General features: G+C 67.4%; 9 protein-coding genes. 8 read left to right on the top strand and 1 reads right to left on the bottom strand.

Features of this window, described 5'->3' with window-relative positions:
- The 4 genes from ACYPYD_RS10730 to ACYPYD_RS10715 form a co-directional block, all read left to right on the top strand.
- Nucleotides 1-3014 (top strand): efflux RND transporter permease subunit (locus ACYPYD_RS10730; RefSeq protein ID WP_459663088.1); only part of this gene is annotated, 3014 nt, incomplete at its 5' end.
- Nucleotides 3011-4393: an efflux transporter outer membrane subunit gene (locus tag ACYPYD_RS10725; RefSeq protein WP_459663086.1), complete on the top strand. Its 1383-nt coding sequence runs from the start codon at nt 3011-3013 to the stop codon at nt 4391-4393. The genes ACYPYD_RS10730 and ACYPYD_RS10725, both read left to right, overlap by 4 nt.
- A 9-nt stretch (nt 4394-4402) precedes the next feature.
- Nucleotides 4403-5077: a response regulator transcription factor gene (locus ACYPYD_RS10720; protein WP_008830052.1), complete on the top strand. Its 675-nt coding sequence runs from the start codon at nt 4403-4405 to the stop codon at nt 5075-5077.
- Nucleotides 5078-5090: 13 nt separating this feature from the next.
- The gene (locus ACYPYD_RS10715; RefSeq protein WP_459663084.1) at nt 5091-6437 is read left to right on the top strand and encodes a HAMP domain-containing sensor histidine kinase; all 1347 of its coding nucleotides are present in this window, start codon (nt 5091-5093) and stop codon (nt 6435-6437) included.
- A gap of 8 nt (nt 6438-6445) precedes the next feature.
- On the opposite strand, the gene ACYPYD_RS10710 is transcribed toward ACYPYD_RS10715, so the two are convergent.
- Nucleotides 6446-8788: a TonB-dependent receptor domain-containing protein gene (locus ACYPYD_RS10710; protein WP_459663082.1), complete on the bottom strand. Its 2343-nt coding sequence runs from the start codon at nt 8786-8788 to the stop codon at nt 6446-6448.
- On the opposite strand from ACYPYD_RS10710, the gene ACYPYD_RS10705 reads away from it, so the two are divergent.
- From ACYPYD_RS10705 to ACYPYD_RS10690, 4 genes are all read left to right on the top strand, one after another.
- Nucleotides 8757-9344 (top strand): hypothetical protein, encoded by a 588-nt coding sequence (locus tag ACYPYD_RS10705; protein WP_459663080.1) that lies wholly within the window; start codon nt 8757-8759, stop codon nt 9342-9344. The two genes, ACYPYD_RS10710 and ACYPYD_RS10705, sit on opposite strands and share 32 nt — an antisense overlap.
- 90 nt (nt 9345-9434) lie before the next feature.
- A complete protein-coding gene (locus ACYPYD_RS10700) occupies nt 9435-10778 on the top strand; it encodes a CitMHS family transporter (protein ID WP_459663078.1) in 1344 nt (447 codons plus the stop codon).
- Nucleotides 10779-10782: 4 nt separating this feature from the next.
- Nucleotides 10783-11943 carry an efflux RND transporter periplasmic adaptor subunit gene (locus ACYPYD_RS10695; RefSeq protein WP_459663077.1) on the top strand — a complete coding sequence of 387 codons (1161 nt, stop codon included), beginning with the start codon at nt 10783-10785 and terminating at the stop codon, nt 11941-11943.
- 6 nt (nt 11944-11949) lie between these two features.
- Nucleotides 11950-15105: a multidrug efflux RND transporter permease subunit gene (locus tag ACYPYD_RS10690; RefSeq protein ID WP_459663076.1), complete on the top strand. Its 3156-nt coding sequence runs from the start codon at nt 11950-11952 to the stop codon at nt 15103-15105.
- Nucleotides 15106-15108 lie beyond the last annotated feature (3 nt).

Genomic DNA, 15108 nt, shown 5'->3' with positions numbered 1-15108 from the left:
CCGGGCGGGACGTCCCGCTCGACGTGTTCCCCGAATTCGCCCCGCCCATGGTCGAGATCCAGACCGAGGCGCCCGGTCTGTCCACCGAGGAAGTCGAAAGCCTCGTCACCGTGCCGATCGAGACGGCGGTGAACGGGGTGCCGGACCTGATGACGCTGCGCTCCAAATCGGTGCTCGGCCTGTCGTCGGTCCAGATCCTGTTCGATCGCGGCACCGACGTCATGCGTGCAAGGCAGATCGTCGGCGAGCGCATCGCGCAAGTGCAGGCGCGCCTGCCGCTGGCCGCGCGCCAGCCGGTGCTGATGCCGCCGCTGTCCTCGACCAGCCGCGCGATGAAGATCGGGCTGACCTCCACCAAACTCGACCAGATGAAGCTGTCCGAACTGGTGCGCTGGACGATCCGCCCCCGGCTGATGGCCGTGCCCGGCGTCGCCAACGTGGCGGTCTGGGGCCAGCGCGACCGGCAGTTGCAGGTGCTCGTCGATCCCGACCGCCTGCGCGCCTCGGGCGTGACCCTTGCCGAAGTGCGCGCCGCTGCGGGGGATGCGGTGCTGGTGGGCGGGGGCGGCTTCGTCGATACCCCCAACCAGCGCATCGCCGTGCAGCAGGCGGGCATGGTGCAGGACGCCGCCCAGCTGGGTCAGGCGATCGTCAGGCAGTCTGGCAACGCTCCCGTCCGCCTGTCCGACGTCGCCCGCGTGATCGACGGCCATGCGCCACCGATCGGCAACGCGATCATCGACGACGTGCCCGGCATCATGCTGATCGTCGAGAAGCAGCCGACCGCCAACACGCTCGAGATGACCCGCGCGGTCGAGGCCGCCATCGCCGAGTTGAAGCCGGGCCTGACCGACGTGAAGATCGATACCACGATCTTCCGCCCGGCCACCTTCATCGAACGCTCGATCGACAACCTGACCCGCGCCCTGCTGATCGGCTGCGCGCTGGTGGCGGCGGTGCTGTTCCTGTTCACCCGCGACTGGCGGCAGGCGGTCATCAGCCTGACGGCGATACCCCTGTCGCTGCTCGGCGCCGGGCTGGTGCTGCTGTGGAGCGGGGCGACGATCAACGTCATGGTGATCGCGGGCCTTGTCATCGCGCTGGGCGAAGTGGTGGACGATGCCATCATCGACGTCGAGAACATCGCCCGCCGCCTGCGCCTCAACCGCGAGGCGGAGCATCCGAAACCGGCTTTCGAGGTGGTCCTCGCCGCCTCGCTGGAAGTGCGCTCGGCAGTGGTCTTTGCCTCGCTCATCGTGATGCTGGTGTTCCTGCCGATCTTCTTCCTCGGCGGGCTGGCGGGGACGTTCTTCCAGCCGCTGGCGATCGCTTACGTGCTGGCGATCGGGGCCTCGCTGCTGGTGGCGCTGACGGTGACCCCCGCGATGTGCCTGTTGCTGCTGCCCCGCGCGCCGTTGACCGAGGAGCGCGACACCCGCTTCGTCGGCTGGCTCAAGGGCCGCTACGCCCGCATCCTGCCACGCGCGGTGGTGCGCCCCAGAGCGGCGATCGGCGTGGTGGCGGGCGGCCTGCTGCTTTCAGGGCTGGGTTACATGACCTTCAAGGACCAGTTCCTGCCCGACTTTCGCGAAACCGATTTCCTGATGCACTTCGTCGAGAAGCCGGGCACCTCGATCGAGGCGATGGACCGCATAACCATCCGCGCGTCGAAGGAACTGCGCTCGATCCCCGGCGTGCGCAATTTCGGCGCGCACATCGGCCGCGCCGAGCAGGCGGACGAGGTCGTCGGCCCGAACTTCACCGAACTGTGGATCAGCCTCGACGAAAAGGCCGACTACGACGGCTCGGTCGCGAAGATCAAGGAAGTGGTCGACGGCTACCCCGGCCTGTTCCGCGATGTGCTGACGTACTTGCGCGAACGCATCAAGGAAGTGTTGACCGGCGCCGGTGCCACCGTGGTGGTGCGCATCTACGGCCCCGAGCAGGAGGAACTGCGCGCCGCCGGGCAGCGCGTGCGCGATGCGGTTTCGGGTATTCCCGGCGTGGCGGACCTCAAGCTGGAGAGCCAGGTGCTGGTCGCCCAGCTGCGCATCCGCCCGCGTCCCGAGGATCTGGGGCGGTTCGGCCTGACGGCGGGCGAAGTGCGCCGTCAGGCGCAGACGCTGGTGGCCCAGCAGAAGGTCGGCGAGATCTACCGCGACCAGCGCGCCTTCGACGTCGCGCTATGGGGCGAGCCCGCAGTGCGCGGCAATATCCACGCCCTGCGCGATCTGATGATCCAGTCGCCGGCCGGTGCGCCGGTACGCCTCGCCGACATCGCCGATGTCGAAGTGGTGCCCGCGCCCAACGAAGTGAAGCGTGAGAACGGGCAGCGCCGCCTCGACGTGACGCTCAACGTCTCGGGCGCGGATCTCGGCACGGTGGCGCGCGGGGTCGAGGCGGCCGTCGCCAAGGTGCCTTTCGCCAGCGGTTATCACCCCGAAGTGCTGGGCGAATACGCCGCGCTGAAGGAGTCGCGCCAGCGGCTCTGGACCACCGGGGCGCTGTGCCTGATCGGCGTGCTGCTGCTGGTGTGGATCGAGTTCCGCTCGCGCCGTATCACCGCGCTGGTCGGGGTAAGCCTGCCGTTCGCGCTGGTCGGCGGGGTCGTTGCGGTGGCGCTGACGGGCGGGGTGCTCTCGCTCGGCTCGCTGGTGGGCTTCGTCACCGTGATCGGCATCGCCGCGCGCAACGGGATCATGCTGCTGTCGCACTATCGCCATCTGGAGCGAGAGGAGGGGATGGCGTTCGGCCGCGACCTCGTCCTGCGCGGGGCGGAGGAACGGCTGGTGCCCATCCTGATGACGGCGGCCTGCGCTGGGCTGGCGCTGGTGCCGCTGATCGTCGCGGGCAATGCCCCGGGGCACGAGATCGAGCACCCGATGGCCATCGTCATCCTCGGCGGCCTGCTGTCCTCCACCGTGCTCAACCTGTTCCTGATGCCCGCGCTCTATGCGCGCTACGGCGAGGAGAAGCGCACGCCGCCCGCTCAGGCTCAGGAGGTCCTGGCATGACGCGCCGCATTTCGCTCGCCGCGCCGCTGCTGGCGCTTGCCCTGTCGGCCTGCATGGGTGCGGGGACGCCTCCGAAGACCGTGGTTCCGCCCGCTGCGGGCGGCGCTTTCGCGGCGCTTCCGGTCGCCTCGATAGAGCCGGTGCCGGAAGACTGGTGGCGGCTCTACGACGACCCGCAGCTCGACGCGCTCGTCATGGCCAGCCTTGCCGCCAACGCCGACTTGCGCGTGGCCTACGCCAACCTCGACGGCGCCCGCGCGGCCTTGCGGCAGGCGCAGGCGGCGCGCTTGCCGACGACCACGGTGGAAAGTGCGCTGACGCTGGACAATCCCAGCAACCAGCCGAGCGCCGCCTCGGTCTCCGCCAGCGACTGGGACATCGCCGCGACCGCCAGCTGGGACATCGACCTGTTTGGCCGCCTGCGCTCCGGGGCACTCGCCGCGCGCGCCGATGCCGAAGCGCAGGCCGCTGCGCTCGACGGCGTGCGGGTGGCGGTGGTTGCCGATACCGTACAGGCCTATGTCGAATTCTGTGCTGCCTCCCGCGCCATTACCGAGGCCAAGTCGGTCGCCGCCGCGCAGGATCGCTCGGTGGCGCTGGTGAAGGAGCAGTTGGCCGCAGGCGAGGTCTCGCCGCTGGAAGTCTCGCAAGTCGCCGCGTTGTCGGCATCGTCGCGCGCGGCGGTCGCGCCGTTCGAGGCGCAGCGGATGAACGCGCTCTACCGCATCGCCACGTTGCAGGGGCGTCCCCCGGCGGAGGCGCGCGGGTTCGCGCTGGCCTGCGAGGCTGCGCCGCGCCTCAAGGGTGCACTGCCCGTGGGCGATGGCACCGCGCTGCTGCTGCGCCGCCCCGACGTGCGCGAGGCAGAGCGCAAGCTGGCCGCCGCCAGCGCCCGCGTCGGCGTGGCGCGGGCGGACTTCTATCCCAAAGTCAATCTCGGCGGCGCGCTCGGCCTGCTGGCGGGCGGGTTCGATGCGGTCGCCTCGCCGCTGATCAGCTGGGCTTTCCCCAACATGGCCCCGGCGCGCGCGAAGATGGCACAGGCCCGCGCGTCCGAACAGGCGGCGCTGGCCGGGTGGGACGTCGCCATGCTCAAGGCGCTGCGCGAGGTCGAGACCGGGCTCGCCAGCTATGATGCGGAGATGCGCCGCAACCGCGATCTCGCCGAGGCGCAGGCGCAGGCGCAGGCCTACGCCCGGCGCACCGCAGCGCGCGTACGCTACGGCGATGCTGCGGGACTGCTGCAAGTCGATGCCGAGCGTACGCTCGCCACCGCCCGGCTCGCCCGGGTACAGAGCGACATGGCGCTCGCGCAGGCAGAGGTAACACTGTTCCGAGCGCTCGGAGGTGGCTGGCGCGGCGGGGCGCAGGCGCGCTAGGCTGGCCTCATGCGAATCCTGATCGTCGAAGATGACCAAGACACCCTGCGCTTCATTGCCAAGGGGCTGGAGGAGGCGGGCCACGCCGTCATGCTCGCTTCGGACGGGACCGAGGGGTTGTACCATGCCGCCGGTGGCGGGTTCGACGTCGTCGTCGTGGACCGGATGCTGCCGGGGCTCGACGGGCTCTCGCTGCTCAAGGCGCTGCGGGCGACCGGCGATGCGACGCCGGTGCTGATGCTTACCGCACTCGGCAGCATCGCCGACCGGGTGAACGGGCTGGAGGCGGGTGCGGACGACTATCTCGTCAAACCTTTCGCATTCTCCGAACTCAGCGCGCGGATCAATGCGCTGGGGCGGCGCACCCACGCCCGGATCGAGGCGCGGCGGCTCAGCGTCGGCGACATCGTGCTGGACCTCGATAGCCGCACGGTCGAGCGGGGCGGCAGGCGCGTGGCCCTGCAACCGCGCGAATTCAGCCTGCTGGCCGAACTGATGCGCAACCCGCGCCGGGTGGTGACGCGCACGATGCTGCTGGAGCGGGTGTGGGATTTCGACTTCGATCCCAAGACCAACATCGTCGACACGCACATGAGCCGGTTGCGCTCCAAGCTGAACGCCGGGTTCGAGGAGGACGCGATCGAGACCGTTCGCGGCTCGGGCTACATGATGCGGCCCGGATGATGTGGATACTGTGATGTTGGGGAAGGCATGGAAGACGACGACCGGGCTTGTCGCCATCGTCGGTCTCGTCTTCGCGCTGGCCATCGTGGGGATCGGGGCGATCTCGTATGAAGTCACGCACGAGGCGCTGGAGCAACAGCTCGACCACCGCATCTCCGCCGAGACCGCGGGGTTGCTGGCGGAGGCGCACAGGCACGGACTGCCCGCGATCGCCTCCGCCATCGAGCGGCGCGAGGCATCCCGGTCCACTGCAAGCCTCGACTACCTGCTTGTGGACGAGGCAGGGAACCGGGTCGCGGGAAAGCTGCAGGCGCAAGTGCCTTCGAAAGTCGGGTTCGAGGAGTTCCTGCATTATCGCAGGCCCGGCGAGCCGGACCCCGGCATTGCGCAGGCGCTGACGACGAAAGTGGCGGGCGGCATGCTGGTGGTTGCAGCCGACCGTTCCGGCCTCGACGAGATCGACCGCACGCTTGCTGTCCTTTTCGCGGCGGCCCTTGCGGCCTTGCTGGTGGTCGGCGCGGTCGCCGCCGGGATCATCGGCTGGCTGACGCAGCACCGGCTGGAGCGCATCGACGCGACCGCGCGGGCGATCATCGGCGGCGACTTTGCCCGGCGCGTCCCGCGTGACGGATCGGGCAGTGAATTCGACCGGCTCGCGGGCACTCTCAATGCGATGCTGGACCGTATCGAGGGGCTAATGGAGAACTTGCGGCAAGTCTCCAGCGACGTCGCGCACGACTTGCGCACGCCTTTGACCCGGCTGTGTTCCAGCCTCGACCAGGCCGCGCAGGAGAGCGATGAGGAGGTCCGATCGGAACGGCTCGAAAGCGCCCGCGCGCAGGCAGCCGAACTGCTGGAGATCTTCTCCGCCCTGCTGCGCATCGCCGAGATCGAGGGCATGAGCGAGCGGCTTCCGCGCGAACGCCTTGACCTCTCCACGTTGCTCGAAAGGATGGCGGAGAGCTATCGCCCCGATTTCGAGGACAGTGGGCGTTCGCTGCACCTCGTACTGGTGCAGGAGATGCAGGTGGAGGGCGACCGGCGCCTTCTCAACCAGGCCCTTGCGAACCTGCTCGACAACGCCTTGCGGCACACGCCTGCGGGCACCGGCGTGACGATCAGCGGCGAACGGGTGAAGGGCGGGGTGAAGGTGACCATCGCCGACGACGGGCCGGGGGTTCCGGCGCAGCACAGGGCCCGCCTGTTCGACCGCTTCGCCCGCGCGGAAGCGGCGCGTTCGACGCCGGGGCACGGGCTTGGGCTGGCGATGGTGCGGGCCATCGCCCTTGCCCATGGCGGCGATGCCCGGATCCTCGACGATCGGCACGGCTTTGCCGTCGAGATCAGGATCCGGGGGTGACGAGCAATTCAGTACCGCAGCTTCAGGCTCAGCGAGAATGTCTGGCCGAAGTAGCTGGTCTGCGCAGCGGCATCGGCGACAGGGCGGTAGAGCACTTCGTGTTCGTTCGTCAGATTCAGTGCCGCCAGGCGAAGCTGCATGTGATCGTCGATCCGGTATGATACGTAGGCGTTGAGGTAGTTGGTCGGCCCCAGCACACGGTTGGCCGTCAGGCCGGTGGGGCGCAGGAAGCCCGAGCGATACTCGTATGTCGCGCCGATCCCGAAGTTGCCCTTTTCCCAGCTTCCCGACAGGTTGACCGCGTGCTTCGACAGGCCCGGTACGCCCGATGGCGGCACGAACAGGTAGAGCGGATTGGCCGGGTCGGTGGCCGAAGGATCGTTGAAGCGGAAGTTGCTGTCGGTGAAGGAATAGCTCGCCTCCAGCGCCAGTCCGTCCAGCGGCGCGGGCAGCATCGAGAAGGTCTGGCGCAGCGATACGGCGGCGCCGCGGATATAGGACTTCTTCAGGCTGTCTGCCTGCAGCGCCGGGTTCAGCACCGGGCCGCCGGGCATGATGAGGTCACCCGGCCAGGCCGAACTGCTTAGGAACTTGTAGTAGGCATCGAGCGAAATCGCGGTGTCCGGCGCGGGGCTGTAGCGCAGGGAAAGGTCCATGTTCCATGCCTTGACAGGGTCCTGCCGCTCGATCGTGCCCGAAGGACCGGCGATGACGCGGCGCAGGTTGAACCCGTCGATCGCGCTGCGCAGGAGCGTGCGGTACACCGAGCCTTCGATCTCCAGCCCGCGTCCCGCTTCCACGACGACGTTGGCGCTCGGCAGGAAGTCCACGAGCGAGCCGGAGCGGTCGATGATCGGATCGGGGCTGCCGGTATAGCGCGCCACCCGCGTCGTGCGGCGGGTCTGGGTGACCCGAAGACCGATGTTGCCGTGGACCGGCAGGTCGGCAAGCTCGCCCTTGAAGTTACCCATGATGTAGCCGGCAAGGATCTTTTCCGAGACGTCCTGCTCGCCGCCCGACTTTCGGGCGAGAGGGATGTCGTAGTCGGTGTTGCCGGTAAAGGCGGTGTAGAGGCAGGCCGGGTCGAATACTGCCCAGCTGTTGATGTTGGTGCCGCTGTCGGCGAGGAAGTCGGTCGTGATCGGGCCGCGGCGGCAGCTGGCGTTGCCGGCCTGCACGTTCGCGTCCCGGATGCCGTCGCTCTGGTAGGTCAGCAACTGGCCATGGCGCTTGTGCTCGGAGTAGCGGGCACCCAGCCAGATCGTTTCGAACAGGCCGCCAAGCTCGTAGATGACGTCGGTGCGCCAGGCCTTGATCGCATCCCTGCGCGTGTCGCGCCCGCGCCTTGCGGCGGCGGACGCGGTGAACAGGCTGTGATCGTTGAGATCGATCGGTGTCGCGAACTCGATATAGGGGACGCCGCCGTGGCTCAGGTCCAGCGTGTAGCCGATGCGGCCGCCGGGGCCGACCAGGTCGTTGGTCGAGGCGCTGGCCGAGATGTCGGTCTGGCTGCGCTCGGTGCGCGAATAGGACAGATCGGTGCGGATTTCGAGCCGTTCGGTCGGACGAAACCGCACGTTGATGCCGTAGCCGGTGTACTTCTCGTCACGGGTTCGGGCGAAGCCCAGCGATTCCAGCTTGGTCTCGCCGGAAAAGCGCAGCGGCGCGCCGCTCGGGGCGATTTCCAGCGGGGTGAGCGAGCGGAAACCTTCGGTCAGCGCGAATTCGCTGCGATAGCGCGACTGGATGCGGCTGGACCGTTCGCCGTCGATCATGATGTCCCACTTCTCGTTGGGCTGCCACTGGATCGTCCCGAAATAGGCGCGCTGCTCTTCGTCGGAGCGCTGCTGGCGGAAGGTGTGCGAACCCGTCGGGAAGTAGAGCGCATTCGTCGAATTGGGATCATACGTGCAGTTGCCGCTCGCGGTCGGGCCTATGCTGTTGCACGGCTTCACGGCGGTGGTGCCCTTGTAGAAGTCCTTGGGCAGGAAGGAATCGCTCAGCATGACGCCGGCGGAGAAACCGATGCGCCCGATCCCGGTGTCGAACTGATCGACGTAGGAGGCGGAAAGCCTGCGCCCGGGCGATTGGCCGGAGCGGTCGGCGTAGGACGAGTATATGCCCCTGAGGTCGGCCTGGAAGCGCGCCTTCTTGAGGTCGAGCGGTCGCAGCGCCTCGCTGGTGGTGAGGCCGAACAGCGCGCCCTCGACCTGGTCCGCCCCGTAGAAGCTGCGGTAGCCGACTTCCTTCTGCAGTTCGATCGGGAACTGGCGGAAGGAGATGTCGCGGAAATTGTTGGAACCGGTGATCTCGCGGCCGTTGAAGGTCGAGAAGCCGAAGAACGGCCCCATGTCACCGAAAGTGCCGTCTTCGGCCGGGTTTTCGAAGGTGACCGACTTCTTCGATTTCTTCTTCGTCTTTTCGATCAGGACGCTTCTGGTCGACGACTCTCCGGGGATCTGCGGACCAGCGATCGCGACGGTCTGGTCCGGCGGCGTCACTGTCTGGGCCTCGGCCATGACTGGATGCCATGCACCCACCGTGACACAGGACAGCAACGCAAGGCGCGCTCTGGCCTTGCGCGCGGCAAACGAAACCTTGCTGCGGCTGGCGTTGAATAGATCGGCGGAATCCGGCTGGCCGTACATCGTGTTAAGCTCCTCTCCCCCTCCCGGCGCCTTTCTCTTGATGGCGTGCCGGGCATGCGCTCCCAAACGCATATTGGATGAGCCCTTTTCGCGGCTGATCCTGTCAATCAGCCATCATTGCGCTGCAGCATCACTAAAAATGTTTCCGCTTGTTTGCTCGATAGCGAACAGAGCGGGAGAAAATCAAAGGATTACGCCGGCAATTCGCCTGCACATTGCGGCGGGCCGCACGATTTTTGCTGGTGCTGCGCTGCAATGACGGCTCGCTGACAGGATTTCTCGCCAGAACGGCACACCACAACCGATAAGGTCGCGCGCCGATGCGCCGACCAGGGAGCGGCAGGCTAAGATGGCAAGCGATACACTTTTGACCGTGCTCGGATTTGGCATGGTCGTCACCTTCATGACCCTCATCATGCTCAAGCGGCTGTCGCCGCTGGTGGCGCTGACCCTGATCCCGATCGTCTTCGCGCTCGTCGCGGGGTTCGGCGGGAAGGAGCTGGGCGACATGATGCTGGCCGGCATTACCAAGCTGGCGCCGACGGGCATCATGCTGATGTTCGCGATCCTCTATTTCGGTCTGATGATCGACGTGGGCCTGTTCGATCCGGTGGTGCGGCGCATCGTCCAGGTTGTCGACGGCGACCCGGTGAAGATCCTGGTCGGCACGGCGGTGCTGGCCACCGTGGTTTCGCTCGATGGCGACGGTTCGACGACCTACATGATCACCGTCGCCTCGATGCTGCCGCTCTACCGGCGCATCGGCATGGACCCGCTGAAACTCACCTGCGTGACCATCCTTGCGGGCGGCGTAATGAACCTCACGCCCTGGGGCGGCCCTCTGGCCCGCGCGGCGAGTGCGCTGCATGTCGAGCCGGGCGAGGTCTTCATGCCGATGATCCCGGTCATGGCGATCGGCGTGCTGGGCGTGATTGCGCTCGCCTATATCCTGGGCAAGCACGAGCGTGCACGCCTCGCGGCGACCGGCGGCGCGCGCCTGCCCGAAAGCGCCGTCCCCGCCGGGCTCATCGAGCCGACCGACACCGCCGACGCCGAGCTGAAGCGCCCCCGCCTGCTGTGGTTCAACGCGCTGCTGACGATCGGCCTGCTCGCCGGACTGGTCTTCGCGGTGCTGCCGCTCTCGATCATGTTCATGATCGGCTTCGCCATCGCTATCCTCGTGAACTATCCCCGACTCGAGGACCAGCGCGCGCGGATCGCCGGTCATGCCCGCAACGTCATCGCCGTCGTCTCGCTGATCTTCGCGGCGGGCATCTTCACCGGCATCCTGGGCGAGACCGGCATGGTCGAGGCGATGTCCAACAGCCTCCTTGCACTGATCCCGCCGCAGGCCGGGCCGTTCCTCGCCCCGATCGTCGCACTGGCGAGCCTGCCTTTGACGTTCTTCATCTCCAACGACGCGTTCTATTTCGGCGTCCTGCCGGTGGCGGCGAACGCGGCGCATGCTTACGGCATCGCGCCGCTGGAGATGGCCCGCGCCTCGCTGATCGGCCAGCCGGTGCACCTGCTGAGTCCGCTGGTTCCCTCGACTTACCTGCTGGTCGGCCTTGCCGGGGTCGAGTTCGGCGATCACCAGAAGTTCACCCTCAAGTGGGCGACGGTGATCTGCGTGCTGATGCTCGTCGCCTCGCTGGGCCTCGGCCTGTTTCCCTTCTTCGGCGCTCAAGGGTAAGGCTATGACGCGCATCGTCGTCCGAACCGGGCTGCTTGCCCTCGCGCCCGCCTGCCTGCTCCTGTCGTCCTGCGGCAAGGACGAGGGCAAGAAGGACAAGGCCCCGCCGACCGTCGGCTTCGTGGTCGTCCAGCCGACCAGCGTGCCCGTCGACACCGAACTGGCGGGCCGCGTCAGCGCGCTGCAGATGTCCGAGGTGCGCCCGCAAGTGGCCGGCATAGTGCGCCGCCGCTTCTTCAAGGAAGGCAGCCTGGTCACCAAGGGGCAAACCCTCTACGAGATCGACCCGCGCGTCTATTCGGCGGCGGTGGACGAGGCCGTGGCCAACCGCAACAGCGCGATGGCAAGCGCCGATTCCGCCCGGGAACTCGCCGATCGCTACAAGCCGCTCGCCGACATGGAAGCGGTGGCGCGGCAGGACTACGTCAACGCGGCGGCGCAGGCCCGCCAGACCCGCGCCGCCGTCGCGCAGGCACAGGCGCGCCTGCGCTCGGCCCAAGTCAGCCTCCAGTTCACCCGTGTCCCCGCGCCGATCTCCGGCCGCATCGGCCGCTCGCTCTTTACCGAGGGCGCACTGGTCACCGCCAATCAGGCCGAGCCGCTGGCGGTGATCCAACGGATGGACCCGGTCTTCGTCGATATCCAGCAGTCGAGCGCGGAACTGCTGCGCCTGCGCCGCGCGCTTGCCGATGGATCGACGCCCGGCGACGCCTCCGTGCGGCTCAAGCTGGAAGACGGCAGCGACTACGAGTTGCCCGGCAAGATCGCGTTCTCCGAAGTCATCGTCGATCCCACCACCGGGACGGTGACCTTGCGGGCATCGTTCCCCAACCCCGACGGCGTGTTGCTGCCGGGCATGTTCGTGCGCGCCCGCTTCGTCCAGCAGGTCAATTCCAGGGCCTTCCTGATCCCCCAGCAGGCCCTGCGCCGCGATCCCCGGGGCGCCGCCAGCGTCTACGTGGTCGAGGGAGACAAGGCGGTGGAGCGCAAGGTCGTCGTGCCTTCCGCGCAAGGCACCTCTTGGGTCGTCACCTCGGGCCTCAAGCCGGGCGACAGGCTGATCATCCAGGGCCTCGGCAATATCCGGCCGGACATCGCCGTGAAGCCCGTGCCCGCATCCGAGCCGCAGAAGGTGGCGCCCAAGAAGACGAAGAAGGGCGCCTGACCCGCCATGTCGAGCATCTTCATCAAGCGGCCCATTCTCGCCTGGGTCATCGCCATCCTCACCATGCTTGCGGGCGGTCTCGCCATCGTCGGGCTGCCGATCGCGCAATATCCGGACGTCGCGCCGCCGCAGGTGAACATCCGCGCCAGCTATCCCGGCGCCAATGCGGAGACGCTGCAGAACAGCGTCACCCAGGTCATCGAGCAGACGCTGACCGGCGTGGACCACCTGCTCTACTTCTCCTCCACGTCGAGTTCGCGCGGGCAGGCAGTCATCACCGCGACGTTCGCGAAGGGCGTCGATCCCGATACCGCGCAAGTGCAGGTGCAGAACCAGGTGCAGCAGGCGCTGCCCCGCCTGCCGACGCAAGTGCAGCAGCAGGGGCTGCGCGTCACCAAGTCCAATCCCGACCTGCTGATGATCGTCACTGTCTATGACGAGACCGACCGGCTCACCAATCAGGACGTCTCCGATCTCCTGACCTCGCGCGTGCAGGACACCGTCGCGCGGGTCAGCGGCGTGGGCGACATCGACGTCTTCGGCGCCCCCTATGCCATGCGCATCTGGCTGATCCCGGAGAAGCTGGCGAGCTACCAGCTCATGCCGTCCGACATCATCAACGCCATCCGCAAGCAGAACACCGAAGTGGCAGCGGGCGAGATCGGCGGCCAGCCGCAGCCGCGCACGCAGATGCTCAACGCCACCGTAACCGCGCAGTCGCGGCTCCAGACCCCGGCGCAGTTCGCCGCGATCATCGTCAAGACCCAGCCGAGCGGCGCGACGATCAGGCTGGCCGATGTCGCCCGCGTGGAACTGGGCGCGGAAAGCTACCAGACCGTCAGCCGCCTGAACGGCCACCCCGGCGCGGGCATGGCGATTTCGCTGGCACCCGGCGCGGACGCGCTGAAGACGGCCGAAATGGTCAGGGCGGAAGTGGAGAAGGTGGCGAAGACCTTCCCGCCGGGCATGCAGTACGCCTACGCCAACGATGCGACCGACTTCATCACGCTGTCGGTGGACGAGGTGGTAAAGACGCTGATCGAGGCGATCGTCCTCGTCGTCATCGTCATGTTCGTGTTCCTCCAAAGCTGGCGCGCCACGCTGATCCCCGCGATTGCGGTGCCCGTGGTGCTGCTCGGCACCTTCGGGATCATCTATCTGGCGGGCTTCTCGATCAACACGATGACGCTGTTCGCGCTCGTGCTGGCGATCGGGCTGCTCGTCGATGACGCGATCGTCGTGGTCGAGAACGTCGAGCGTCTGATGGAGGAGAACCCGTCGCTGACGCCAAGGCAGGCGACGTTCCAGTCGATGAAGGAGATCCAGGTCGCGCTGGTGGCGATCGCGGTCGTGCTGTCGGCGGTGTTCCTGCCGATGGCGTTCTTCGGCGGATCGACCGGCGTGATCTATCGCCAGTTCTCGCTCACCATCGTCGCCTCGATGACCTTGTCGGTGCTGGTGGCTCTGATCCTCAGCCCGGCGCTGACCGCCACCCTGTTGCGGCAGAAGCACCGCGGTGAGGCGCGCAAGGGGGCGCTTGCGCGGCTGCACCGGATTGGCGACAGGTTCAACGCCGCGATCGAGAACGGCACGCAGAGGTATCTTTCCGGCGCGCGCACGGTGCTGAAGCGCAAGTGGGCTTCGCTGGCAGTGTTCGCTCTGATTTCCGCCGCGCTTTACGGCCTGTTCGTGATGCTGCCGACCGGTTTCCTGCCCAACGAGGACCAGGGCATCGCCCGCGTCCGCTTCGAACTGCCGCCCGGCGCGACGCAGGGCCGCACGCTGGAGGTCGAGAACGAGATCGAGCGCTATTTCGCGAAATACGAGAAGGACAACGTCGATCTCATGCTGCTCAATGCGGGCGGCGGCGGTGCTTCGGGCCAGAACACTGGGCAGGGGTTCCTCAACCTGACCGACTGGGCGAAGCGCAGCGGCGAGGAGAACACCGCCGACGCCATCACCAAGCGGGCGACCGAGGCGTTCAAGAGCCTGCGCGATGCCAAGGCGGTCGCGCAGGTTCCGCCCTCGATCCGCGGTCTTGGCAAGTCGGCGGGATTCACCATGCTGCTGCAGAACGCCACCGGGATGCCGCAGGCCGAATTTGCGGCTGCCCGCGCGAAGCTGCTCGAGCTGGCCTCGTCCGACCCGATGCTGAACGCGGTGACGGTGACCGAACTGCCGGACGTCGATACCTTCAAGGTCGACGTCGACCAGCAGAAGATCGCCGCATCAGGCTTGGATCAGGACGACGTCAACGCCACGCTGGCCACGGCATGGGGCGGGCGCTACGTGAACGACTTCATCGACCGTGGCCGGGTCAAGCGCGTCTATGTGCAGGGCGACGCCCCGTACCGCGACGAGCCCACCGACATCGACCAGTGGTTCGTCCGCGCGCAGACCGGCGCAATGGTGCCGTTCTCCTCCTTCGCCAGTACGAGCTGGTCGGTGGTCCCCACCAGCCTGTCGCGCTTCCAGGGCCTGCCTTCGTTTGAATTCTCGGGCCAGGCGGCAAGCGGGTACAGCTCGGGCCAGGCGATGGATCGCATGGAACAGCTCGCCGCCCAAATCCCCGGCACGACGGTCGCATGGTCGGGCCTGTCCTATCAGGAGCGGCTGTCGTCGGGTCAGGCGCCGATGCTCTATGCGCTGTCGCTGATCGTCGTGTTCCTCTGCCTTGCGGCGCTCTACGAGAGCTGGACGATTCCGCTTGCGGTGCTTTTGGTGGTGCCTTTGGGTCTCATAGGTGCCGTTGTGGCCGTCAGCTTGCGCGGCCTGGACAACGACATCTACCTTCAGATCGGCCTGCTGACGACGATGGGGCTGGCGGCGAAGAACGCGATCCTGATGATCGAGTTCGCGGAACAGGCGGAAAAGCGCGGCAGCAGCGTGATGGAAGCCGCCTTCGAGGCTGCGCGCGTCAGGCTCCGCCCGATCCTGATGACCAGCTTCGCCTTCATTTTCGGCGTCCTCCCGCTCGCGCTTTCCACCGGCGCGGGCGCGAACAGCCGCATCGCCATTGGCACCTCTGTCGTGGGCGGGATGATCACCGCGACGATCCTGGCGATCTTCTACATCCCGTTCTTCTTCGTGCTGGTGCGGGCAGCCGCGCTCAAGCTGGGCGGCAGGGAGCATCCCGCGCGGCCGCAGGAGGAAATGGCATGAAGC

Source organism: Novosphingobium sp. 11B (genome assembly GCF_054589055.1).
The sequence above is the reverse complement of the archived record's forward strand: the minus strand, read 5'-3'. Positions and strand labels throughout refer to the sequence as shown.